Consider the following 21,217-nt stretch of genomic DNA (forward strand, 5'->3'; position numbering starts at 1 on the left):
AGAAATACGCACAACGCGGATGGAAATCCCAACGGCAATCCAGAAAAGCTGATTGTATCGCTCCAGTGGCGGATTAAATCAACTGAGGAGATACAGGCTGAAAAAGGGATTCTCAATCAGAACCCGATCGGCCTAGAAATCATATCTTATGAATTGCTTAAAGATGTTTCATAGGGAGGATCGATGAAGAGAACGTTTTTGGTTGTATTGGTTTTAATTGGCGGTCTGCCATTTACGGTATTGGCCGAGCGCGGCTGCAAGACCATCCATTTCAAACCGGGCGGCGTTTATACCATTAATGCCGCCATGTACAAGGGCACGCATATCCAGTTGCCAATGCGGCTCCTATTCGATCCGGTGGCCGGCGATAGCGACTTATGGACCGTAGAGGCGAACGGCCATCACGTCATGGTCCAACCCAATTGCGAGGAAGCGCAGGGCGCCAGAACGAACCTGACCTTGGTTACCGAGGACAATACATCCTATCACTTCGAATTGCACCGGGTAGCATTCAATCAAGCGGATACCTGCGTGATTATCGAGGAGGAGGGCAAGTTTTTCGACAGGAATCAGGAATCGGGCGGAGACAACTACCTGACCACTGAAGAGAGAAAGCAAATCGAACTGCAACAGCAGGTCACGACCCTGAAGGCCGCCCTCGAAAAGGAAAAGCATCTCAGCGGCGAAAAAATGGATGCCTTGCTTTCCAAGTACCGGACAAGCATCTACACGCGTTACGAATGGTCCAAGGGACTCGGCTTCAAAGGATCGGATCTGGTAACGGACGTTTGGGACGATGGCCGGTTTACTTTCGTTAGGACCAAGCAGGACCACCGGGGCATGCTGGCCGCCTCTGCCGAAGTGGACGGCAACGCGGAAATGATCGAGTACAAGCTGGATTCTGACTATGTTTACCGGATTTCAGGCATCTTTCCGAAGATCACCTTGACCTATGGCAAGAAAAACAAGGTCGTTGTCAAGCGGCGGGACAACGCCACCAATGGGGTTTATTGAAATGTCGGATGAAAAAGAAAAGCCTGAAGTCAAAGAGCGAGACCCCAACCACAGGCGCAAAATGCAGTGGTTTGGCGCCGCGCTGGTCGTTTTGCTTTGTATTACACTGGCGCTCAGCGCGCTTAAAAAACCAAGCCTTCGATTGGACGGGGGTGAGCAAAGAAAGGACCTTCCGATTGATGTGCAACGCCAACACGCTAACAGCGAGGACGCCCTTCAGGAACAGATCCGACAAAAAAGAAGGAAGCTCCAGCGGGATCTGGAAAATGGCGTTACCGACCCAGATGCCCAAATGACCCGGGAAGAGCGGATCAAGGCCATCCGCGAACGACATGAGGCTGAATTAAAAGCCCAGGCTGATGAGGACGCGAGAAGGGTAGGGGGCGGCCACGGAAATACAGCTACCGATATTCTGAAAGAATTTCGCCTTCAGGAGAAACGCCGGGCTTTGATGGCCAGAAGGTCGTCGTTCGGTTTTAAGAACGTGACAACGTCAGCATCCCCAAGCCTGAAACAATCTACCTTGAAAATGGGGTCCGCAGGTATCAGTGACCAAAGGGCAATGGTGAACAAGCAGTACGCGATCGCTGCCCAAATGCTGAAAAACATACAAGAGGGCCAGGAGCCGGGTAAGGGGATTAATCTTTCAGGCCTTCTCGGACAAAGCGCGGAAACAGAAAATAAAGAAATTCATGAAAGAGAATTATCGGCAAAAGATCCAACCATCGTGGGACAACCGGCAAGTGAGTCAGAACAGCAGGTTGGGCAAAAATTGATCCCCACGGCTACCGTCATCAACGGCGTGTTGGATAAGAAAATCATCAGCGATTATCCAGGCCCCATGAGGGGCTTGATTACTCGTGATGTCTACGATGTTACGGGAAGCTATGTAGTAATTCCCAAGGGTTCCCAATTCTCCGGTAAAGACGTCCGTACTTCCAATGTCAATGAACCCATCCAGGCCAGGATGGGACTGTTGATCAGGTGGATTATTTTGCCTGACGGCAAAAGAATATCCATGGAAAAACGGTCGGCAGGAATGGACCAAGAAGGCGTGTCCGCCATCAAAGATAAGGTCAACTATCACTTTGTCGCCCAATTTTTGGGCGTTGCCGCCTATGCCGTTTTATCAAGTGAGACGACCTATGAGGGTACAGGTACGTCAAACGATAAAACGTTTGAGGGAAATTTGAGCGAGTCAATGCGCGAACAGTTCGCGCCACTAGCGGCTAAATATTTAAACTTGGTTCCGACCATTACCCTGAACATTGGAACGCCGGTCAATATCTTTTTGGAGGACGACATTTATGCGTATCCTTGGCAATCCCTTTCTGAAAGGGTTTACCACTCGAATCGAAGCACATATTAACCGGATCGAGACATGTAATCTGTCAAAGTCCGCTAAACTCTTTATCCGTTTGATAATCGGCCTTGTTCCTGCTTTTCTTGGCAGCATCCTGGCTTTCATACCGACGTCCCTTACGGTTTTTATATCCATTTTCCTCCTCTACCTGTCGGCAAGGCCTGTTCAGTCAACCCTGTTTACGTTCGATCCAGACGAGAAATTCTGGAAAGTGAGCATTCCCGTCAACGCATTGTTCATCGCCTGGGGCGTGCTCCTGGCGATCATCGGCATGGAGATTGAGATTTCACGAAGTGTTGGCCCCATGGTTGTCCTGTCAACCACGGCGATCTGGCCCGTATACATGAGTCAAGCCGCTTATCGGCGCAGAAAACCTATGGTTACGTTTGAACAGGCATACACCGTTGCAGGGGTAATTGTATCTGTCCAACAGTTTTTGATCATTGGCGGAGGAATTATGAAAAGATTTGCTGTGTTAACAATCATTTGCTTTATGGCCATGTCCGTCCCGGCGCATGCGTTTGATCCGATGCGGATACCTGTTGGCACTGCCTTGCCGACGGGTATCAAAACGGTCGGTAAGGCAGCTCAGTACTATGCTGACGCTATCGGCTATCGTCTGCTCACCGACAATCCGGCGCCGGCGGAAAGTGCCGGGATTGCGGGCGAAGGATTAAGCCCACTATCAAAAATTGATTCAATCATGCCGGTCGAGGAAGCGATCCTGGCTATTCTGCGTACCGAATACGTCCTGGTCATTGACCATAATCATAAAATTTTCAGTTTTGAAAACGTAGAGGTGAGCCAATGAAACGGATTTTCGTAATCCTTTCCATAATCATGATTCTTGGATGTACCGGGATGAATCAATTGGCGGCATCCAAAGATACCGAGAAACTCGATAACCCAAGAATCGTCTATCGGGATCTGACCAAACCGAAGTTTTATCCAGTGCCGGGAATGCAGCCGGGACAACCCCCCCAGGTAAAAACGCATACGGAGACCCCACCAAATAGTCCATGCGGATTTATCGAGTTCGCCAACGACTCATATACGGATTTTGATGCAAAGGCGGTTGAAGCCTTTGTTTCTAAAGCGTCGCAAGATGCGCTGATCATGGTGTTCGGTCATTCGCACGGCAGAAGTGCCGTGGGTACGCGGGATCTTGCTACCCGGCGGGCGGAGACCATATCGCTCTACCTGCGCAAGAAGGGGTTCAACAATGTCCACGTTATGGCTTCCTGGGGAGGAACGTCAGTACCTTTCTGCCCCTCGCGCGGGGTACAGCTTTACGCGCTCGAACACGGCAAAGAATCTGAAATGATTCAGGTCGCTTTTTCCAAAACGATTGAAAATGAAGGAGTCACAGCAAATGAAGAAAGTACTCCTGTTCCCATTCTGGATGATTGGGAAAATGCTCATGCTGACGCTCAACATGCTTTGGCTGATGATTAAGGTCTGTATCATCATCGCCTGCGTCGTGGCGCCGTTTTAGGTGCGTGCATGAGTAATGAATCCGCCAAAAACGGCGCATGGGACCTGGTCGACCATTACCTGGGTCCCATCCGGCATTTATTCAACCTACCGGGGGTAACCGAAATCATGGTCAATCGCTTTGACCGTGTGTTCATCGAGCAGCATGGGGCGATAAAGGCGGTTCCCGAGGTCGTTTTCGAGGATGAAAACAGCGTCCGGATGTTGGTCAATCAGATCGGCAACGCGCTCGGCCAGCCCGTGGACAGCGCGACGCATCCCGTCCTGGATGCCCGCCTGCCCAACGATACACGCGTTTGCGGGGTACTTTATCCTGTTTCCCCTGGTGGAACGTGTGTCACTTTCAGGGTGTTCCCGAAGGTTCATATTACCGCCAAGGATTTAGTGGAAAAAGGATCTTTGACTCAAGCAATGCTCGAACTTCTCCAGGTGGCGGTGATCTGCCATTGCAACATGCTGATAAGCGGCGGGACAGGATCTGGCAAGACCACGCTACTAAATGCCTTGTCGGCGTTTATCCCCCGCGCCGAGCGCGTTGCCACGGCTGAGGATACGCGAGAATTGCGCATCGATGCCGAGGACCACATCGCCCTGGAAGCGCCGACCCGCCGCCGGGAAGGCGGCATCGGTCAGAAAGTAGATCTCGCGTTTTTAATCCGGACCCTGCTCCGCAAGAACCCCACGCGCATGATCGTTGGAGAAATCCGGGATGCCGCGGCGGCAACAGCATTTTTGCACGCCTTGAACACGGGGCACACCGCATGGTCGACTATCCACGCAAACAACCCGGTGGACGCCTTGACGCGCATCCAGACGCTTGTGGCAGGGCAGGGGGATTTGCCCTTTGAAGGGGTCAAGGCGCAGGTGCGGAGCAATCTCAACCTGATCGTGCATGCCGAGAAAACGCCGCATCAAGGCAGGCGAATCGTTTCAATCACCGAAGTCATCGATGGCAAACCGCTGGAATTGTGGCGTTGGTCTTACCGGCAAGGGGAACACCTAAAAGCGGCCGAATCCACCATCACCAACGCCTCGGCAAATATGGACTGGAGCTGCCCAACTAATGGAAACGGAGAATGAGAGAGAAGAGGGGCTCAAACAGGTAAAGGCCTTCGTTACCACGCCCGAGCACTTCGGAATCCCGTCGAAGATATTTTTTGCAATCATTTTTGTAGCTGTAGGCATCGGGGCATTGGTCTCGTTCTGGATGATTATCGCGTATCTGCTTGTCTTGGGTGTGCCAGCCTACAGAATTCACAAGAAAGACCCGTCAGCTCTGGCGGTATTAAAAAAAGCGGTTTGCTGTCGGTATAGCTATTGGCAGGCTGGTACATCCACCCCGAGGGGGTTCATTATTATCAAGGAGGAAGATCAATGAAAAAAGAAGTTGTTTTGTTTTGCCTACTGGCATTGTTCGCAGTTTCAATGACGCCGGCGATCGCTGGATACAATATCGAGTCTTACGGATCTACCGACGCTGGCATCTTCACCAAGATAGTCTCCGGAATCCAAGATGTGGTGGATTTGATGGATGGCCCGATAGCCATTGGCGCCATTATTATCGGGCTTTTTGTAGCCGGTCTTCTTTGGGCTTTTGCCCCCGATAACCGTCATATCGGGAAGTTTATGAAGGTAATAGCAGTAGGCTTTGTGCTCCTAGACGTCAGCGTTATTATCAATTATCTCAAATCATAGCATAGGCGATGGTATGCCAAAAACAGGACCTATAACCGACCTGCACCTTGAGTATGCCCATTATGGAAATTTCTGCTTGACCAAAAAAGGCACTCTCCTGGGCGCCATCGAAATAGACGGCCGCGATCCAGATGGGCTGAACAAGGATGATTTCCTGGCCATGTCCTGATCAGCCGGTCGATCTGCTTAAACCTGCCGGATTCGGTTCGTGGTATCACGCAATATTATCTACATTTCAACGGCTCTCAGGTCAGCCTAAAACCCCGTTCGAATCCGGTAAGCGACTATCTATCCAAGAGCCGGGAACGCTTTCTGAACGGAAAGATCATGTCAAGCACCAGGATCGTCTATTTTTTCGAAATCGATCCCGAGGAGAATTTGACCAAGCAGAACCCGCTCACCTTTCTCAAACACCTGATGCTGGCTTTCAGGAACAAGAACAGCCGCGAGATCATTACCCGGTATCTGTCCTCAACCGAGACCATCATGGCTTATGAACGGGATCTCAGACGGCAGGCCACCGAACTTTTGGACTTGCTGCAAGAGGTTAAAGCTCGTTGGGACACTATTTTCGGGGCCAGGATTCTCACTATCGAAGAGCTGTGGCGCTATTGCCGGTTTTTCGCCAACCTCAATCCGGATTTTCTTGCCTGCATGCCGGAAGCCGTCCCAGACGAACAGTGGGACGTGTTGCTGGCCGAGGGGGATCGACAGCCTGTGGCCGTGGGTAACAAGGAGTTCATTAAGTTCAAGAACCTGGATAACGTCTATGCGAGAATGATTTCGATAACCCGCTTCGGCGAGAACAAGGTCAGCCCCGGGTTCTGGTCCTCGATGGCACACTCCCCTACAAGGCAGAAGGGGAACTTCATCATAATGAACCGCTTTCTGCCTATCTCAAAAATCCGGCAAGGATTGATATTTGGTGAGAAGAAGCGGGAATTGAAACGCAGTAATCTGAGCTTTGGGGATTTGTTTCAGTTATTTGGAAACAAGGGTCCGGCTAGCGGCGATCGTTATGCCGACCTCAAGCCAGCCATCAGGGAAAAAATGCTCGAAATCGAAAAGGCGGAAACGCTAGAGGATAGGTGGGGTAGGGCGCAGGCCTCGGTTTTGATCTTCGACAGCGCCCCCGACCGGGTTAACCAAACCGCCAAAAATTTGATTAAAAGCATCAACCAGGTGGGGTTGAGTGGCGTTTCCGAATCCATTGGGTTGATTGATGCGTATCGAGCATTTCTGCCCGCCGGCGCCGAACATTCAATCCGCAACACGGAAATGAACAGCACCCAATACGGGGCGGCATCCCTGGTTTATCGTTCGTCTGAAGGACAGATCACCGTGGAGGACCTGGGCCATGAAGAGGCCCAATACATTTTTACCTGTCCGGATGGGTCGCTTTATCACTTCTCACCGTTTGTTGGCGGCCGGGGGGTCGTGATCTGCGTGGGGCCCGTTCGCAGTGGTAAGAGCTTCACGAAAAATAGCCTCCAGTCCCATTTCGTGAAGTATGGCGGCCTTTACCGGGCTATCGACATCGACCCCGGCAGCGAGACGCTGGCCGCGTTTTTCAGGCAGGACGGTGCGACTTTCAGGATAGGGCAGGGCAACCGGGGCTTCAACAGCTTTGCCGTTGCCGGTGGCCCGGATGACAACCATTTCGTCATGCACCAGAAACAGATGGTCATGGAAATGCTCAAATCCAATGACAGTGAGGAACTCCAGCGCCTGGACATCCACGAACAGCAGCAGCTCGACCAGGCCATCATCGAGGCCTTGAAACTGCCCCTGCGGCTGCGCCGGTTTTCCTCCATGGTCAACCTTTGTCCGCGCGAGCTGAAGCAAAAGCTGGATCGCTGGCACGGCGGCGGTATGTTCGCCGGGCTTTTCGATCAGGAACAGGACGCCATTGGATCGCTGGACAAGCCCGTGGCGGCGTTCAATCTCGCGGGGGTAAAGGACAATCCGGCGCTACTCCCGCTGGCTATGAGCGAGATCACCTACCGCGTCACGCGCATGTTCGAAAATCCGGACTACCGGTCGGTACCCAAATTCCTGGACATCGACGAAGCCCATGCCCTTCTGCGGATTGGCTACATGCGCGATTACATCGTCCGCAGTGTGAGGACCTGGGGCAAATGGAAGGCCGGGATAGGTCTGTGGAGTCAGGATCCACTTGAGTTTTACAGGCTGGATGATTGGCCGGTGTTGAGAAAAGCCGCGTCCACCTTCTTTTTCATGGCAGACCCGACGGCGGACCTGGCGCAATACCAATCCACTTTCGACCTGGCTCCTGGTGAAGTGGAAGCTATCCGAAACCTGCGTCCCAAGCGGGACGCCTACATCATCCAGCGAGAGCTGGGAGTCTCAAAGACGATCATGGTGGAGGTGGAGCAGGAACAATATGTGATTTCCACCTCACGGCCGGAGGAAGCGGTCATCAGGGATCGGTTGATAGCGGAAAACGGAATCGAGGAAGGTATCCGCAAAACCGTTGAAGCACTTGAGGATCTCAACCGGATTAATAAAGCCGCCTGAAACCTGAAACAGAATGGGGGAGCCAATGAAAAGGATAGTTATTTTAATTCTTTTGATCATGCTGAGTGTTGCGCCGCCGGCAAAAGCCGGTGGCATACCAACATTCGATATTGCCAATACCATCGCCATGGCTCTTGATTACATAACGCAAATTATGAAGTACCAAGAGCAGATCTCGCAAACCAGCTCGGAAGCCGCCCAATATGCTCAAATGCTTAAAGATTATATGCAGACTCTAAAGGAGTACCAAAATTATTTAAACCAATTGGAGAGTCTGAAAAATAAGATAAGCTCCGGAGATTGGAAATTCCTGCTTAAAACCCTTAGTTCCTACGTTGGCGCTGCGGAATTGTGGAGTTTGATAGAACTCAATCCGGATTCCGCGACATTCGAAGATTATATGGACGCAGTCTTGGGAATATATGGCTATGTCCCCAAGGATTTGTCCGAGGTCGAGGCTGCCGCCAAGGAGCTAGGCATCTGGACAGATCAATATGAGGAAAAAGCCAATCAAATTTGGAATCAGTATGAACTTTTCAAAGATAAATACAGAATAAACGCCCAAGTCAATGAAGAGAGTAGAGAAAGAATTAACAAGGTTATTCCGCAACACGCCCAAATCCTGGATGCTTTGGGTGATGAGTCAGATCTGGCCACGCTTCAGGCGATGGCTTATCAAAACCAGACAATAATGAAACAACTGGAATCACTCATACAAGTCCAAAACGCGGTTCTCTATAATATGGAGTCGCAGCAGGCGACACGCGCTGCTCAAAGTGCAAGGTGGATGGAGAAAGAGCGTGAGCGGTTAGCGAGTCGCGAAACCTATCAGGCATCGGGGAAAACCAGATTAATAGATTTTTAAAGGATATTAAAAATGAAAAAATCATTCTATTTCATCGCTTTTTTTCTTGTTAATCTATGTTTCGCCATCCCAGGGTTTTCTGGAAATTATTCGGATAATCCGATTATAGATGAAGCATATAAAAAATCGATTTGGCGATTAAAGCAGATACTGAAAAGTGTATTAAAAAAGAAAATAAAATGTCGGCCAAGATGCAATGTGGGGACGATATCTTAGAAAAGTATCGAGGGGAAGGTAAAATTAGAGGTACTGACGAATATTGCAAGAAAAATTACAGCAGCTTGAATAGAGATAAGTTAACTGAATTGTGGAATAATCTTAAGGCGCAAGAAAAAAAAGCAAGGGTCTTAATAAGCGGCCAAGCGGTTCCGGGTGAGGTTACCGCATCCATGTTTAAAAATGAAGTAATGTGGGTCGAGGATCGCTTGTCCAGCATGCGAAAGGCAAATATCAAATCGCTCGGAAAAAAGCTTTTTGGGAATTAATTTGAAAGGGGAGAGGAAGTCAATGAAACCTTTGAAATTAAGCTTGGTTGTTTTCAGCGTTATTTGCACGTTGTCGGGTTATACATTGGCGCCAGCCAGTGAGTGGGGATGCAAATGTATTTTATGCATTTCTAATCCAGGAGGTGCAACGGAATTTTCTGAATGCGAACCACCCATCAGAAAACTAAAACGGCATCTGGAACATGGTGGAAGCTTTCCAAAGTGCGAATCTGCCGCAGCGGCTGGATATACAACGAAACAAGGATATGTGAAATATTACACTTGTGAAGAAAGTTATGGTGAAGGATGGGATCCAATTAAAGTTTTTGGAAAACATTATTGTCGTAAGTTTATAGGTTATAAAATAGTGATAACTGAATATGGGGATTCGGGAACAACCCATAAAAGGAAGGTAAAAGATTATGAATATCAAAAAAGGAAGAAAAGGGAAAACCCATATTATATTGACCTTGTAGCATCGGATGGAACGACACAGCGGTTTTGGTATCGTTATTGATATTTTGCGAGTGGATTTAAGGGGAAATGATGGGAAAAAAGATTTTGTTCTTTTGGGTTTGTATTTTACTCATGCTTTCCAATGTAGCGTTTGCAGATCCGCCGCCAAATTACAACGATACAGTGGAAAGTTTCAACACTTTTGTTGAAAATGCAAACGCACTGCTTCAGAATATCATGAACGATAGTGATTTATCGAACTTTGTCACCATTGAGTGGGTGGCATTTTCGATAATTTTATTGGTAATTGTTCTGTGCAAGTACATCCTGGAAGATTTGTCGATATTTGACCTTATCAATCCCCTGATATTGATCCTTTTCGCTCAGCTTTTAATCGACAACTATGATTATCTGACCGGTCTTTGTTGGAGTTTATCCGAGGGTATTGCTTCGGGCATACAAAATGCGGCGTTTGGAAGCACCGATCCGTTTTTGTTGCCTGGGTTCATCCATGATGTCATGGCCGCCATGGAACAAAATGACGTCAGCCTCTGGGAAGATTTTTGGGTTCTTGCCAGCGCCTTCGCCGTTTTGAGTATGGTTCTTATTTTTTCCATTGTGGGCTTTTTTGCCACAACATGGGCGGCATGGGGTTATTGTCTGTCCAAGATCATCGGATTGTTTTTTATTCCCTTCGTTATGTTCAAGAAAACCGCTTTTCTGTTTGATGGCTGGGTGCGCCTTTTTGCAGGGTTTCTGGTTTACGGCGTGGTCGCCAGAGCTAACATGATCTTGGCGGTATTGGCGGTTAAATCCCTATATGGCATCCCTGGATATGCCATTGATACCAGCTACACCATTCGGTGGGATTTAGAGGGCCTGGGAGACATCATGGGGATGGCGGGATTCATGATTGTTGCAATTCTCTCCATGATCTCCACGGGGCGATTCGCGGCCGCGATCGTTTCCGGGGCAAGCGGGTTCGGGTCTTCTGTTTCGAGCGTAGCGTATGGATTATCGCGAGTCGTGAGGGGGATATGAGAAAGATAGCGATCGTCTCAATTATGGTTCTGTGCCTTTCGTGTGCGCCGCTGGAAACAGGGAAAAGATCCGGCGACGCCTTGGATATTAACACCTCAGTCAGTAGCAACGTACTGATTGATCCGCCAATGCAGGGTCAAAACATGGCTTTGGTCAAAATTATCGATCCGACAAACAACGATGTTTTGGATCTGTCGAATACGATCATTCACGGGCTTGTGCGGAAGGGATATCAGGTGACCAATTATCCCGACAGCGCCAACTATAAGATTCTTGGCAACATTGTTTATGCTGGAGAGGGTGCGCCCGCAATGGTTCAGAAGGCTCACAAAAGTCGTTATGGAACGCGGCTTGCCTTGGTTCGGACCAGTAACAACGACTTGATTGCCAAGGCGGTGAGTCGTCTCATGGCGCAAAAGGCCTATTTGCTTATTGTTGACGTCAATATTCAGGTCCGTCAATCCGCGAGAGGCCGATCCATCAGGCAATCAAATAAAGTCAGAATCGTTTCGGATATGGGAAATTATCAGGAAGGAGCGGAGCGTCTCATTGGTGATCGCGTGAGCAATGCCGTTTTGGCGATGTTCTAGCCCTACAACGTCACTTGATCGTTTGCTATCAACATTTGGTGTCCACTTGGAACCAATAAGTACAATATGTTGTGCCAATTTTCTCAAGTCTCGTTGTAGGGCTAGGGTAAAGGAAAAGACTTGGATAACCACAAGTCAAAATACAGGATTTTTGAAGGCCACGAAACATGGGCCAATGCCTTGCGCATGGGAATGAAGATGCACGTTCGGATTATTATAATCTGCGCGTTTTTCTTCACTGTCTTGTGCACGGTTTATCTCCTGAGAACGGCGGATGGGTACGGAATCCCCTTTCGTCAACTAAAGCTTAAAGATTTGATTTTAATCGGTAGCACAGCCGACTATATCAAATTGTTTGTTTCGGTTTTCGCCTTTTATCCGATGTCCCTGTTCTTCTTTCGAGGGCGTGCCAAAGAGCAATCCGGCAAGCATTATATACGCGGCGCCAGACTTATCACGTCCGAAGCCTTCATGAAGCGCGTGAAAAGGACGCCATGCTATTTTACGCTTGGATCAATTCGGATGCCGGTGGATTTGGAAAACCGGGGAACGGTCATCATTGGCAAGCCCGGAACCGGAAAAACCCAATGTATGCGGCAGATTCTGAAAGGAATTATAGAGAAAAAAGGGCAGGGGATTATACATGATAGCAAGGGCGAGTATCTCACTGAATTCTATGACCCCCATCGGGACCTGATCTTTAATCCCCTCGATAGTCGCTCCTTGGGTTGGAATTTATTTAATGACCTGGCGACCTATATGGATGTGGATGCGCAGGCGGCAAGCCTGATCCCGCCGACAATCTCCAGTTCCGATCCGTTCTGGAACGATGCCGCCCGTGGGGTATATGCAGGATGTCTTCACTACCTTTTTCAAAAAGATCTGCGCAGTAACTATCACCTGTGGCGACTTTTAACCGCTGAAGCCATTGAAATTGCGCAAGCCCTGCATCAAACGAAAGGTGGCGAAGCCGGTTATAGGTATATTACGCAAAATGCCGAGAACTCTCGGCAGGCAGAATCCGTCCTCGCGGTGATGATGCAATACACGCGATGTTTCGAGTACATGGCTGAAATAGATGGTGATTTTTCAATTACCGAGTGGCTCAAGAAGGGATCCGGACTGATTTTTGTAACCAACTATGAGGATATTTCGGAAACGCTCCGGCCAATTTTATCGTTGTTCATTGATCTTTTGTCGAAAAAATTGCTTTCCCTGGAAGATCGCTTAAACCGGCGTATCTATTTACTTCTGGATGAGTTCGGTTCTCTTCAACGACTGATCAGCATCGTGAATATGATCACCAAGGGCAGATCAAAGGGAGGATCCCTGTTCATTGGCATCCAGGATGATGGCCAGATGGAAAAGACCTACGGCCGGCAGCTGCTCCGGACCCTGGACAATGCTCCCGGCAACCGCATCACCTTTGCGCTTTCCGGCGAGACCGCCGAAAGAGAGGCAAAATATAATATCGGCGAGACCGAATACATCGAAATCGAGCGATCCCAAAGCATGGGACCGCACGACATGCGCGACGGAATAAGCCTGAGAGACACCCGGAGAAAAGAGCCCCTTTTTCTGCCCTCGGATATTTCAAACCTTCCTGATCTGAGCGCCATCGTAAAATTAAGAGGTTATGATTTTATAATCTCAAATTGGAAATACGATCGGCCGTCTCCCAAATGTGCCCCCTTCGAGCTGCGGGAAGATCTCATTCTTGAAAATATTACCGCCAAACAGAAGGCGGATATCAAAGCGGCCCAAGAAGCGATGGTCGTGGATATTCAGATTGATGATTAAGGAGGAGGGATGAACAGTTTAAGCGGTGGACTGGCAAAAGCTCCCGACGGCAAGAAAGGCTCCGATATAGACCTGGAGAAGGCTAAACAAGAATTTAGGAAGATTTTCGATGATAAAGGCTACTCCATCGAGAAAAAACACCCCATATTTGATGGGAAAAGGCATTCACTTACTGTGAACGGCAAAGCGAATGCGGGATGGTATAAAATAATAAAAACTGATCCTGGCCCTGCTGGTTTCATAAAGATTTACGGGGAAAAGATAACCAGGTGGATCTCTTCGGAACATAAAGAAAAGCAGAGAGAGGCCGAACTGAAGGCTGGGAAAGGTATGGTTAAGGTGTTAGATAAATTAGAAAAATATTTTCATCAATATGAATTTGGGGTTTTTAAAGAAGGTGAGACCAGTAAAGAAGGTGCCGTGTGGAAGATCCCGGCAGAGGTAAAGAACGTGGGCTACCTTAAAGCGATGAACGCACAGGGAAAACACATATTCATCCGCCCAACGGCAGATGCTGAACATAGCTATATGTTTCATGATGATATGGATCGCGAAGGTCTTAAGAAATACCATCAGGACGCCAACGGCAATTGGAAGCCCGGCCGTTTGGTGGTGGAAAGCAGTCCGGGCAACTATCAGGTATGGATCAAAACCAATCGGCCGCTTAGCGTTGAGGAAAAAAAGTATTGGTTGGGTAAAATGAACTCCGATCCCGGTGCCTCTCCCCTGCATCGATGGGGCAGGGCGCCGGGGTTTAGAAACCGGAAGGAGAAGTACCGGACGGATAAGGGATTTCCACTTGCCCGGTTTGAGTGGATCGATTGGAGAAACGAGGCAAAGATCCCGAAAGTAGAATTAAAAAAATATCGAGATGCTTCAAAACCCTTTTCCACTCCGCAGAAACGCCCGCGGCCGCGTGTGTCGCGTGGAGCAAGCCAAGAACTGCCGTTCCGGTCAAAATTTTACAAAGGTGTTGACGCAAAGGGCAAGGTTATGGAATCGGAACAGGATTTCGCTTACATGTTAGCTCTTTTAAGACGTGGTGTTGACGGCGAGACAATAAAGGAAAGGGTGCGCAACGAGCGTTCCGACTGGGAAAACCATAAAGGACCCAATCGGATGGAGCATTATCTTGAAGAAAGCCTGAAAAAAGCCCAGGCAATTGTTGATCAGAGCAAATATCGAGTAGATATCAATAAAGGCGAAAAAAGGATCAAAAGCGTTTCGGTTAGCGTTCCGAAAGGTAAAAACCACACTCAATATTTAGACCAATTTGCTATAAATACACTTGTAAAAGAGGGGTTTTCACCAAAAGACCATAGCGCTAAGGTGATGTTGGATAAGGAGGGCGGTCATGATTTTGAAAAAAAAAACGCCTATGGCCGAGTGATGGTTAGAACAAGCTAAAATGAACCGATCACTCTATAAGCCTTGATTTTAATGGGTTGGGGTTTTCAAATAATCTATATAAATATCCATGTTCGTGGCACCCTTTTTACCCTGCCAGCTTTGCCGCAGAATTATTAAGCGCGTTCCCCGCCTGATAGTATCCATTGACCACGGCCACCGTCCGGTGGCCACTCAACGCCATGATGTCGCCCATGGGCTTGCCCTGCATGCCGGCTTCGGTCACGAAACCGCTTCGCATGCTATGGCCGCCGAACATTCGAGGGTCAAGCCCTGCCATGGATGCGCGTTTTTGAACGATCCGGGCAACGGTTTTATCCTGGATGCCTGCCTCTGCAACCTTTCCGCCTTTTGACACCCGCCTGAAAATAGGTCCCTCCGCGATTCCAGCGGCGCGGATCCAGTCGGTCATCGCCCGACCGGCTTTCCCCAGGAGGGGCTTTTCAGCGCCCACGCCGTCCTGGTCGGTCTTTGAACTGGAAAGATGGAACAGATAGCCATCCGCCACGGGGATCAACTCCTCCATTCGGGCATCGGCCACCTCGGATCGCCGCCGGCCACCGGAAGAAAAAGCGAAATAGAGGAGCGCCCGATCGCGGATGTCGATCATGGTCTCGGGTGCGCAGGTGGCCACCAGCGTAAAGAGAAGATCCAGTGTCGCGGCTTTCTTCTTCTTGGGTCTCCACCCATCCTTAACGGCCATTCGGCGCACCTTGGCCAGGAGCAGGCGCACCGGTTCGGAGCGGCAGGGGTTCTCATCATCTTTGATGCCCTGGAAGCGGTGAGCCATGGAGATCGAGGAGATCCGGCGCGTGATCGTGGAAATGCTATGCGCTCCCGGGCGCTGTTTAACACCAGCGTCCACCAGGGCCTGGTCGATGTCGGGAGGCATGCGATCGGAATGATCGAGAATGAACTTGATCAGTACGTCCACCGGTACCGGGTAACCGGGATCAATGCCGGCGGATAGCCTGGCCCACGCCCAAAAATAGGTCAAATCCTTGCGATAGGCCGCCCGTGTGTTAGCGGCCGTGGCCTGGTCGATGATCGCCGCCACTCGGGTGAGGTCCGCCGGGCTCAACAGGCGGCCGGCTTTGATGAGCTGTTGGTCGGTCGTGGCCATTAAAATCATGCAACCTTCAAATCTAAGTTTTCACGTCGTTTGCATGCGCCCAATAGATTGATAAAATTATTCAGGTTCGGGTTACCACGGGGGCCAAGCATTCGGCGGATGCTCTTTTCATTTTGATCCAGTTCACGGGCGATGGAAGGCATCGCCTCAGTGGCGTTGATATAGTCCCTGAGCAAGACTTTTCCTGTGCTGATATCACCATCGAGGAAGGCGTTTGTTGCCTCGATTATGAGCTCTTTGCGGTATTCTGGATCTTGTCTCACCCGCAATTGTACGGTCTCTTTAAATTTGCGTGTCAGTACCATGATGTTTTTTACTTTCTTGCCTTGTGATCAGCCCACATGGCCTTGGCTGGTCTCAATGTCTTTAGACTGCCGTTGTTTACTTCCACCAGCCAGCAGAAGGATTATGTTTTTACCATCATAGGCGAAATATACCCGGTAACCGGGGCCGAATCGGACGATTGCAGTCGTGACCTTGGCAGCAGCCCTGGCGTCTAAACCGAAGAACCATTCACGGAACAGATTCTGGCCGGCATGGCTGGTATATTCAATGATTTCGTAGCCCATAGAATGAGTAACTCTTATGTTACTTTTTGTCAATCCCAATATTTACCAACAAAATGAAAGAAAACCATAGGAAATCAAAGAAAAAACAAGAAGCCGATTTCAATCAAAAAGCGTTAAGGATTTCTCTTCGATTTTAGAAGAATAAAAAAAATACCTGAAATCATTAATCCCGTCCTGAAGGCCTCCGGCCCTGCTGTCGCCAGCGCCAGCGTGATCCGGATTACACCTGGTCGCCATGGCGTAAAACCGCTAATCCGGCATAATCGGGGATAACCGGCTAATTTACGGGGTAACCTTATCATGCCCCCCGGTCCTAATACCCTTCGAACGGCCGGCCAAAGTAACTCAAGACGCACAAGGCCAGCAGGTAAACGCTGATGAGCGATTGCAGGCCAGAAACAAAGCGCATCCACCCCGAGGCGTGCAGGCGGTACTCGCGGGGCTGCATGCGGGCGATCCAACTGCCCACGTTGAGGTCCTTCCAGCCCACCTGGAACGCGGACAATACGCTAAAATAGATCCCGATGCCGATGGCACCCCACCAGCCGCAGGCGAGCAGCTCCGGGGCGTTGCCGCCCAAATCGCGCCGCGCCCGCTCGGGGATCCAGGTTTTCCAGATCCCGTCCGTTTTCGATTCTTTCTTTACGGCATAGCCATTGGCGCTCAGGTATTTTTTGCGCTTCTTGATGGCAAGAATATAGACCGGTGAGAAAAAAGCGATGCCGATGAGCAGTATTATCAGCGGCCGCATGGGTGCCATGCCCCATTGACAGGGCAGGTCGAACAGCAAACGTCCGGCGATAACTTGAAACTTGGTTTCTATATCCTTGCCTGCCATGGCATTCAGATATCCGGAATGCTTGATGGCGTAGGTTATTTCCCGTTCCTGCTGGCGCAGGCCGTATTTCTTGAAAGCTTCCCGCAGTTCTATCAGCGCATGAGGAGACTCCTTATATCGAAGGAAAGCTAAATTCACTGCGGTTCCCGTTGAACGAATCTCCGGGAGTGTGTTCGGCTCAATCTCGAATATAGCCCCTTGCAGGTTGGCCTTGATCAGTTCTGCCCCTTCCAGCTTTGCCTCGTTCAGCCGTGCCCCTTCCAGCTTTGCCTCGTTCAGCCGTGCCCCTTCCAGCTTTGCCTCGTTCAGCCCTGCCCCTTGCAAGCTGGCCTTGATCAGCCCTGCCCCTTGCAAGCTTTGCCAGTTGTATTCTGCCCCTTGCAGGTTGGCCTCGTCCATCCCTGCCCCTTTTAGGTTGGCCTTGATCAGCACTGCCCCTTTTAGGTTGGCCTTGATCAGCACTGCCTCTTTTAGGTTGGCCCGGTTCAGCACTGCCTCTTCCAGGTTGGCCTCTTCCAGCCGTGCTCCTTGCAGGTTGGCCCTGGCCAGCCCTGCCCCTTCCAGGTCGGCCCCGCTCAGCTTTGCCCTTTGCAGTTCGGCTTGCTTTCCTCCGGCTTCTCCTCTTAGCCATTTCCGATGCTCGGCCAGGGTCCGCGTCAAGTCGTCGGCATGGATGACGGTCCCATCGGCCAGCCGACCGGTCCACGGTTTGGCCTGTTTTTGCTCCTGGGCGAACCCGGCCGGGCATCCCATGGCCAGGCTCAGGGCAACAACGATCGCAAATATCCACCGCTTGGCGTCCATGGGCGGCACCTACCTTTTTTATAAGACGGGTTGGCCGGCGCCGCTCGGGAACGGTTGGCAACCACTCGGGTCCTGGGGCGTCGTCGGGGTTGGGTGGATCTGGAACGGGATCGAAAAAAGCTTAAACGGATGGCCGGCAAAAGGCAAGCCGTTTAATGTCCGATAATTTCTGATTATCGGACATTATTGGGCAGCCTCCCGAAAGCGGGACGGCTCGTCGACCGTCGGGTCGATACAAATAAAGGGTTGCCGATCGCGTTTCGTTGAGCTATTAATAGTTATCAATTATTGATAGCCGGAGGTCGCGTCATGCCGTCCAGTTATGTCATCGGAACGCATTTTGAGGATCTGATCAAGCGTCAAATCGAGAGTGGCCGCTATAACAGCGCCAGCGAAGTCGTGCGGGATGCCTTGCGCCTATTCGAGGAGCAAGAAGCGTTGCGCGCCGCCCGGCTCGACCAGCTTCGCCGGCAAATCGACGAAGGCAAGCACAGTGGCCCGGGAAAACTGGCAAGCGATGTGCTCGATCGGCTTGAAGCCAAATACCGCCGGTTGAACCAAGACGCATAGGCCGTCCCATGCAATGCGTCTTCTCCCCGCACGCGGAATTCGACTTGGAAGAAATCGGCGATTATATCGCCCGCGACAACCCGTCCCGCGCGGTGTCCTTCATCCAGGAGATTCGGGACCTTTGTGCTAAACTCACGGCCTCGCCCGAAGCCTATCCCTTGCGCCGGGAGCTTGGCCAGGATATTCGCATGGTTGCCTTTCGACGCTATCTGATCTTCTATACGGCCGGCGATTGCATCCGCATCGAACGGATTCTACATGGTGCCCGCGATATACCCAGCCTCTTTGGGGAAGCATAAGCATGCGCACGTGGTCCATTGACAAATTGGGGGCTACCTGTAGCGGCCTGCAACCATAGTCGGCGGGGCTTGTTGTTCCTATTCGCTACAATTTTCGTCCACACGTGCTTTCAGTTCCTTGCCGACCTTGAAGAACGGCAGCCGCTTTGGCTTGATCGGCACCTTTGCGCCAGTTTTGGGATTTCGGCCGGTATAGGCTTTGTATTCCTTGACGAAAAAGCTGCACAGCCCCCGGACCTCCACGCGATCCCCCTTGGCCAGAGCGTCGGCCATCGACGTGAAAAAGATATCAACCACCTGTTGCGCCTGGGCTCTGCCAAGATCGGTTGCCTGCCGCAGGCGCTCAACCAATTCGAGTTTATTCATTTTTACCGTAAACATTTTTAATTATTAATAAATGATCTTCGGTAGAATTGCGTTTACTGAAACTTCTAAAAACATCCTCAAATTTATCCCCAGCTTCTTTATATGACTTTATCGTCTTTTCAAATTCAATGAGTCTTTTGGCGCATCTTTTTTTTAGAATCGTCTCGATGAGATATTCAACCTCGATGCCACGACTATCCGCGATATCGAATAGGCTCAAGAATGCCCTTACGATGTGTTTCTTGATTATTAGGGCGTCTTCCCCGCTGCGATGGCTTTCAAAAATATTGTCTTTCGCATCGCATAGAACCGCGTAAGCATCCAAAAAATCATCAAGCTTATTCATAACGTTACCCTTTTACTTAAACCAAGATTGACAGATATTCTGTAATATCATCATGTTTCCAAGATGCATGGCACCAAATGGCCAGGCATGCGACCTGGATATCTTCAAGGGCTTTCAACTTTTCAATTAATTTTTTACCATCGATCCCCAACGATTTATCTTTGCCATCGAGAACGATAGCATCTTCGATCTCGGAAATAATAAGCGCTGGGGCTTTGGGTGTGGATGCCATTTGCCGAATCGTCAGAACGCCGTGGATCAAGGATAGTTCCGCCAGTGTAAAAGATCCCTTCAAGCCCCTTATTGCTTCCCGATAGAAGTAGCCCCATGCTTGAACAATGTATTTAATTCCGGTCAACGGCTGTCTAAATTCGTTAACGGCAGGAATTTTGGCAATATCGGCGATCGCGTCAAGGATGTCGCAAGTCCCCTGATGCACGCTGGCGAAGTTTTGTTTGACGAATTCGTGCGTATCTTCAGCGATTATCGGACTAATTCGTTTCCCATGCATTTTTCACCTCACAGAAGACAGAGATAGAGAACCTCATTGATTCGCTATTTATACCAATGCGTATTACGTTTGTCAAACATATAAATTATTATTTTATACATTAAATGTGTTTTAAAAATAACATTTACAGCACAGTTGTTTTCCCTTCCGGTCCCCCCCGGGAGGAGGAGGTGTGTGCCACTCTTGACGCCTATATGTAGCGGCCCAGATTAATCGCAGCCATCAACCGGGGTATTTGAAGAGAAACTTGCGGTCTTTTATCTGAGTGTTGTTCGATTGTAGATACCCGGACGTAGCCAACTTTCACCAAAACAATTTACAGTTAGCCGTTTGGAAAGAATATGGAAACTCGAAAGAAGGTGGGTGATTACAGACAAAGAAATCTAAACCAATTTCTAAGATAAAAATTAAAGGGAAAAACAATGGCTCTGTAATGATCCTGTTGGTGCGTGGAAAACGATCGTTTGCTGAACACTTGAAAGATTCATTTTGAGTAGGATTTTTTTCCGTTTCGTGAGCAGGCAGCAAATTTGGGGCAGTCAGAATTGAGCTTTCATTATGAATGACAAAGGCTTTCGCTGAACTCTATGATACTCAAAATGGTTTTCATGTGTGATGTTTTGTCAAATATCGTGGAGAAAGATTTGAACAAAAAACCTTTGGGGGAAGAAGATGACGTGGGTTTCCTACGCATTAAACACGGCGGTCGCACTTGCTGCAGCGGACTTCTGCATCAAGATAGCATCAGGCAAGCTCTCCAACAGCATGGCCCTCCTTCTTTATGGAAGCTGCACTTTTTTAGCAGGACTGATCTGGGTCATCATAGACAAGAGCCGTGGAGTGGATCTTTATGCACAACCAATGGGTATCCTTGCCGCTGCTGGAGTAGGAATTGCCTTCAGTGGAGTTACCATCGGATTAGGGCGCATTTTAAAAAAATAGGCATTCCTGTTATTCAGGAATACAGTGAAAAAGATAAACTTTTCAACAAGTTCCACCGCCCTGCTTTATAGTAGGATCGCAGCATAAGCATC

25 protein-coding genes are annotated in these 21,217 nt (G+C 49.6%); 18 read left to right on the forward strand and 7 right to left on the reverse strand.

Annotation, left to right across the window (positions count from 1 at the left end; genetic code table 11):
• The first annotated feature begins 183 nt into the window (after window positions 1-183).
• From JCM12296_RS21060 to JCM12296_RS21125, 15 genes are all read left to right on the forward strand, one after another.
• Window positions 184-1,014, forward strand: coding sequence for a TrbG/VirB9 family P-type conjugative transfer protein (locus tag JCM12296_RS21060; protein ID WP_054697616.1), 831 nt, complete (start codon window positions 184-186; stop codon window positions 1,012-1,014).
• A complete protein-coding gene (locus JCM12296_RS21065; RefSeq protein WP_172684014.1) occupies window positions 1,001-2,383 on the forward strand; it encodes a TraB/TrbI/VirB10 family type IV secretion system protein in 1,383 nt (460 codons plus the stop codon). The genes JCM12296_RS21060 and JCM12296_RS21065 overlap by 14 nt, the downstream gene beginning before the upstream one ends.
• Window positions 2,322-3,188 carry a hypothetical protein gene (locus JCM12296_RS21070; RefSeq protein ID WP_054697637.1) on the forward strand — a complete coding sequence of 289 codons (867 nt, stop codon included), beginning with the start codon at window positions 2,322-2,324 and terminating at the stop codon, window positions 3,186-3,188. The genes JCM12296_RS21065 and JCM12296_RS21070 overlap by 62 nt, the downstream gene beginning before the upstream one ends.
• The gene (locus tag JCM12296_RS21075) at window positions 3,185-3,832 is read left to right on the forward strand and encodes an OmpA family protein (protein WP_054697640.1); all 648 of its coding nucleotides are present in this window, start codon (window positions 3,185-3,187) and stop codon (window positions 3,830-3,832) included. Before JCM12296_RS21070 ends, JCM12296_RS21075 begins: the two co-directional genes overlap by 4 nt.
• A 48-nt stretch (window positions 3,833-3,880) precedes the next feature.
• The gene (locus JCM12296_RS21080; RefSeq protein WP_054697643.1) at window positions 3,881-4,951 is read left to right on the forward strand and encodes a TadA family conjugal transfer-associated ATPase; all 1,071 of its coding nucleotides are present in this window, start codon (window positions 3,881-3,883) and stop codon (window positions 4,949-4,951) included.
• Window positions 4,935-5,249, forward strand: coding sequence for a hypothetical protein (locus JCM12296_RS21085; RefSeq protein ID WP_054697646.1), 315 nt, complete (start codon window positions 4,935-4,937; stop codon window positions 5,247-5,249). The genes JCM12296_RS21080 and JCM12296_RS21085 overlap by 17 nt, the downstream gene beginning before the upstream one ends.
• Window positions 5,246-5,566: a TrbC/VirB2 family protein gene (locus tag JCM12296_RS21090; protein WP_054697649.1), complete on the forward strand. Its 321-nt coding sequence runs from the start codon at window positions 5,246-5,248 to the stop codon at window positions 5,564-5,566. The genes JCM12296_RS21085 and JCM12296_RS21090 overlap by 4 nt, the downstream gene beginning before the upstream one ends.
• 327 nt (window positions 5,567-5,893) lie before the next feature.
• Window positions 5,894-8,104, forward strand: coding sequence for a VirB4 family type IV secretion system protein (locus tag JCM12296_RS21095; protein ID WP_054697652.1), 2,211 nt, complete (start codon window positions 5,894-5,896; stop codon window positions 8,102-8,104).
• 25 nt (window positions 8,105-8,129) lie between these two features.
• Window positions 8,130-8,969: a hypothetical protein gene (locus JCM12296_RS21100; protein ID WP_054697655.1), complete on the forward strand. Its 840-nt coding sequence runs from the start codon at window positions 8,130-8,132 to the stop codon at window positions 8,967-8,969.
• 131 nt (window positions 8,970-9,100) lie between these two features.
• Complete coding sequence (locus JCM12296_RS21105; protein ID WP_157067791.1) at window positions 9,101-9,454, forward strand: hypothetical protein; 354 nt, start codon at window positions 9,101-9,103, stop codon at window positions 9,452-9,454.
• Window positions 9,455-9,476: 22 nt separating this feature from the next.
• Entirely contained in the window at window positions 9,477-9,971 is a 495-nt protein-coding gene (locus JCM12296_RS38675; protein WP_157067792.1) for a hypothetical protein, read from the forward strand.
• Between the two features lie 26 nt (window positions 9,972-9,997).
• A complete protein-coding gene (locus JCM12296_RS21110) occupies window positions 9,998-10,951 on the forward strand; it encodes a type IV secretion system protein (RefSeq protein ID WP_083456368.1) in 954 nt (317 codons plus the stop codon).
• Window positions 10,948-11,541, forward strand: a complete 594-nt coding sequence (traT, locus tag JCM12296_RS21115) for a complement resistance protein TraT (RefSeq protein WP_083456369.1) — start codon at window positions 10,948-10,950, stop codon at window positions 11,539-11,541. Before JCM12296_RS21110 ends, traT begins: the two co-directional genes overlap by 4 nt.
• Before the next feature lie 120 nt (window positions 11,542-11,661).
• Complete coding sequence (locus JCM12296_RS21120; RefSeq protein WP_054697666.1) at window positions 11,662-13,341, forward strand: type IV secretion system DNA-binding domain-containing protein; 1,680 nt, start codon at window positions 11,662-11,664, stop codon at window positions 13,339-13,341.
• A gap of 9 nt (window positions 13,342-13,350) precedes the next feature.
• Window positions 13,351-14,748, forward strand: a complete 1,398-nt coding sequence (locus JCM12296_RS21125) for a DNA-primase RepB domain-containing protein (RefSeq protein ID WP_054697670.1) — start codon at window positions 13,351-13,353, stop codon at window positions 14,746-14,748.
• Between the two features lie 88 nt (window positions 14,749-14,836).
• Here JCM12296_RS21125 and JCM12296_RS21130 read toward each other — a convergent pair whose 3' ends face one another.
• The 4 genes from JCM12296_RS21130 to JCM12296_RS21145 form a co-directional block, all read right to left on the reverse strand.
• Window positions 14,837-15,880: a site-specific integrase gene (locus JCM12296_RS21130; protein ID WP_054697673.1), complete on the reverse strand. Its 1,044-nt coding sequence runs from the start codon at window positions 15,878-15,880 to the stop codon at window positions 14,837-14,839.
• Window positions 15,877-16,185 carry a hypothetical protein gene (locus JCM12296_RS21135; protein ID WP_054697676.1) on the reverse strand — a complete coding sequence of 103 codons (309 nt, stop codon included), beginning with the start codon at window positions 16,183-16,185 and terminating at the stop codon, window positions 15,877-15,879. The genes JCM12296_RS21130 and JCM12296_RS21135 overlap by 4 nt, the downstream gene beginning before the upstream one ends.
• Before the next feature lie 27 nt (window positions 16,186-16,212).
• The gene (locus tag JCM12296_RS21140) at window positions 16,213-16,449 is read right to left on the reverse strand and encodes a type II toxin-antitoxin system RelE/ParE family toxin (RefSeq protein WP_218188203.1); all 237 of its coding nucleotides are present in this window, start codon (window positions 16,447-16,449) and stop codon (window positions 16,213-16,215) included.
• 313 nt (window positions 16,450-16,762) lie between these two features.
• Complete coding sequence (locus JCM12296_RS21145) at window positions 16,763-18,091, reverse strand: pentapeptide repeat-containing protein (protein ID WP_054697680.1); 1,329 nt, start codon at window positions 18,089-18,091, stop codon at window positions 16,763-16,765.
• Window positions 18,092-18,400: 309 nt separating this feature from the next.
• On the opposite strand from JCM12296_RS21145, the gene JCM12296_RS21150 reads away from it, so the two are divergent.
• Together JCM12296_RS21150 and JCM12296_RS21155 are read left to right on the forward strand one after the other, a co-directional pair.
• A complete protein-coding gene (locus JCM12296_RS21150) occupies window positions 18,401-18,661 on the forward strand; it encodes a type II toxin-antitoxin system ParD family antitoxin (RefSeq protein WP_054697683.1) in 261 nt (86 codons plus the stop codon).
• 8 nt (window positions 18,662-18,669) lie between these two features.
• Window positions 18,670-18,960, forward strand: a complete 291-nt coding sequence (locus JCM12296_RS21155; RefSeq protein ID WP_054697686.1) for a type II toxin-antitoxin system RelE/ParE family toxin — start codon at window positions 18,670-18,672, stop codon at window positions 18,958-18,960.
• A gap of 78 nt (window positions 18,961-19,038) precedes the next feature.
• Here JCM12296_RS21155 and JCM12296_RS21160 read toward each other — a convergent pair whose 3' ends face one another.
• The 3 genes from JCM12296_RS21160 to JCM12296_RS21170 are packed head-to-tail and all read right to left on the reverse strand — an operon-like array spanning window position 19,039 to window position 20,183.
• A complete protein-coding gene (locus JCM12296_RS21160; protein WP_054697688.1) occupies window positions 19,039-19,326 on the reverse strand; it encodes an HU family DNA-binding protein in 288 nt (95 codons plus the stop codon).
• A complete protein-coding gene (locus JCM12296_RS21165) occupies window positions 19,319-19,672 on the reverse strand; it encodes a hypothetical protein (RefSeq protein WP_054697691.1) in 354 nt (117 codons plus the stop codon). Before JCM12296_RS21165 ends, JCM12296_RS21160 begins: the two co-directional genes overlap by 8 nt.
• Before the next feature lie 16 nt (window positions 19,673-19,688).
• Window positions 19,689-20,183 (reverse strand): hypothetical protein, encoded by a 495-nt coding sequence (locus JCM12296_RS21170; RefSeq protein ID WP_054697694.1) that lies wholly within the window; start codon window positions 20,181-20,183, stop codon window positions 19,689-19,691.
• Between the two features lie 672 nt (window positions 20,184-20,855).
• Between JCM12296_RS21170 and JCM12296_RS21175 the strand changes: the two genes are divergently transcribed.
• A complete protein-coding gene (locus JCM12296_RS21175; RefSeq protein WP_054697697.1) occupies window positions 20,856-21,125 on the forward strand; it encodes a hypothetical protein in 270 nt (89 codons plus the stop codon).
• The last annotated feature ends 92 nt before the right edge of the window (window positions 21,126-21,217 follow it).

This window comes from Desulfosarcina cetonica JCM 12296, assembly GCF_001311845.1.
GTDB classification, from domain to species: Bacteria; Desulfobacterota; Desulfobacteria; order Desulfobacterales; family Desulfosarcinaceae; genus Desulfosarcina; species Desulfosarcina cetonica.

What these genes read in the sequence shown, in the direction of transcription:
- JCM12296_RS21135 (WP_054697676.1), bottom strand. Translation starts at nt 16,185, where the DNA reads ATGGTACTGACACGCAAATTTAAAGAGACCGTACAATTGCGGGTGAGA.
- JCM12296_RS38675 (WP_157067792.1), top strand. Translation starts at nt 9,477, where the DNA reads ATGAAACCTTTGAAATTAAGCTTGGTTGTTTTCAGCGTTATTTGCACG.
- JCM12296_RS21110 (WP_083456368.1), top strand. Translation starts at nt 9,998, where the DNA reads ATGATGGGAAAAAAGATTTTGTTCTTTTGGGTTTGTATTTTACTCATG.
- JCM12296_RS21175 (WP_054697697.1), top strand. Translation starts at nt 20,856, where the DNA reads ATGACGTGGGTTTCCTACGCATTAAACACGGCGGTCGCACTTGCTGCA.
- JCM12296_RS21160 (WP_054697688.1), bottom strand. Translation starts at nt 19,326, where the DNA reads ATGAATAAACTCGAATTGGTTGAGCGCCTGCGGCAGGCAACCGATCTT.
- JCM12296_RS21100 (WP_054697655.1), top strand. Translation starts at nt 8,130, where the DNA reads ATGAAAAGGATAGTTATTTTAATTCTTTTGATCATGCTGAGTGTTGCG.
- JCM12296_RS21095 (WP_054697652.1), top strand. Translation starts at nt 5,894, where the DNA reads ATGTCAAGCACCAGGATCGTCTATTTTTTCGAAATCGATCCCGAGGAG.
- JCM12296_RS21130 (WP_054697673.1), bottom strand. Translation starts at nt 15,880, where the DNA reads ATGATTTTAATGGCCACGACCGACCAACAGCTCATCAAAGCCGGCCGC.
- JCM12296_RS21080 (WP_054697643.1), top strand. Translation starts at nt 3,881, where the DNA reads ATGAGTAATGAATCCGCCAAAAACGGCGCATGGGACCTGGTCGACCAT.
- JCM12296_RS21085 (WP_054697646.1), top strand. Translation starts at nt 4,935, where the DNA reads ATGGAAACGGAGAATGAGAGAGAAGAGGGGCTCAAACAGGTAAAGGCC.
- JCM12296_RS21090 (WP_054697649.1), top strand. Translation starts at nt 5,246, where the DNA reads ATGAAAAAAGAAGTTGTTTTGTTTTGCCTACTGGCATTGTTCGCAGTT.
- JCM12296_RS21145 (WP_054697680.1), bottom strand. Translation starts at nt 18,091, where the DNA reads ATGGACGCCAAGCGGTGGATATTTGCGATCGTTGTTGCCCTGAGCCTG.
- JCM12296_RS21070 (WP_054697637.1), top strand. Translation starts at nt 2,322, where the DNA reads ATGCGTATCCTTGGCAATCCCTTTCTGAAAGGGTTTACCACTCGAATC.
- JCM12296_RS21060 (WP_054697616.1), top strand. Translation starts at nt 184, where the DNA reads ATGAAGAGAACGTTTTTGGTTGTATTGGTTTTAATTGGCGGTCTGCCA.
- JCM12296_RS21170 (WP_054697694.1), bottom strand. Translation starts at nt 20,183, where the DNA reads ATGCATGGGAAACGAATTAGTCCGATAATCGCTGAAGATACGCACGAA.
- traT (WP_083456369.1), top strand. Translation starts at nt 10,948, where the DNA reads ATGAGAAAGATAGCGATCGTCTCAATTATGGTTCTGTGCCTTTCGTGT.
- JCM12296_RS21065 (WP_172684014.1), top strand. Translation starts at nt 1,001, where the DNA reads ATGGGGTTTATTGAAATGTCGGATGAAAAAGAAAAGCCTGAAGTCAAA.
- JCM12296_RS21140 (WP_218188203.1), bottom strand. Translation starts at nt 16,449, where the DNA reads ATGGGCTACGAAATCATTGAATATACCAGCCATGCCGGCCAGAATCTG.
- JCM12296_RS21125 (WP_054697670.1), top strand. Translation starts at nt 13,351, where the DNA reads ATGAACAGTTTAAGCGGTGGACTGGCAAAAGCTCCCGACGGCAAGAAA.
- JCM12296_RS21155 (WP_054697686.1), top strand. Translation starts at nt 18,670, where the DNA reads ATGCAATGCGTCTTCTCCCCGCACGCGGAATTCGACTTGGAAGAAATC.
- JCM12296_RS21075 (WP_054697640.1), top strand. Translation starts at nt 3,185, where the DNA reads ATGAAACGGATTTTCGTAATCCTTTCCATAATCATGATTCTTGGATGT.
- JCM12296_RS21165 (WP_054697691.1), bottom strand. Translation starts at nt 19,672, where the DNA reads ATGAATAAGCTTGATGATTTTTTGGATGCTTACGCGGTTCTATGCGAT.
- JCM12296_RS21150 (WP_054697683.1), top strand. Translation starts at nt 18,401, where the DNA reads ATGCCGTCCAGTTATGTCATCGGAACGCATTTTGAGGATCTGATCAAG.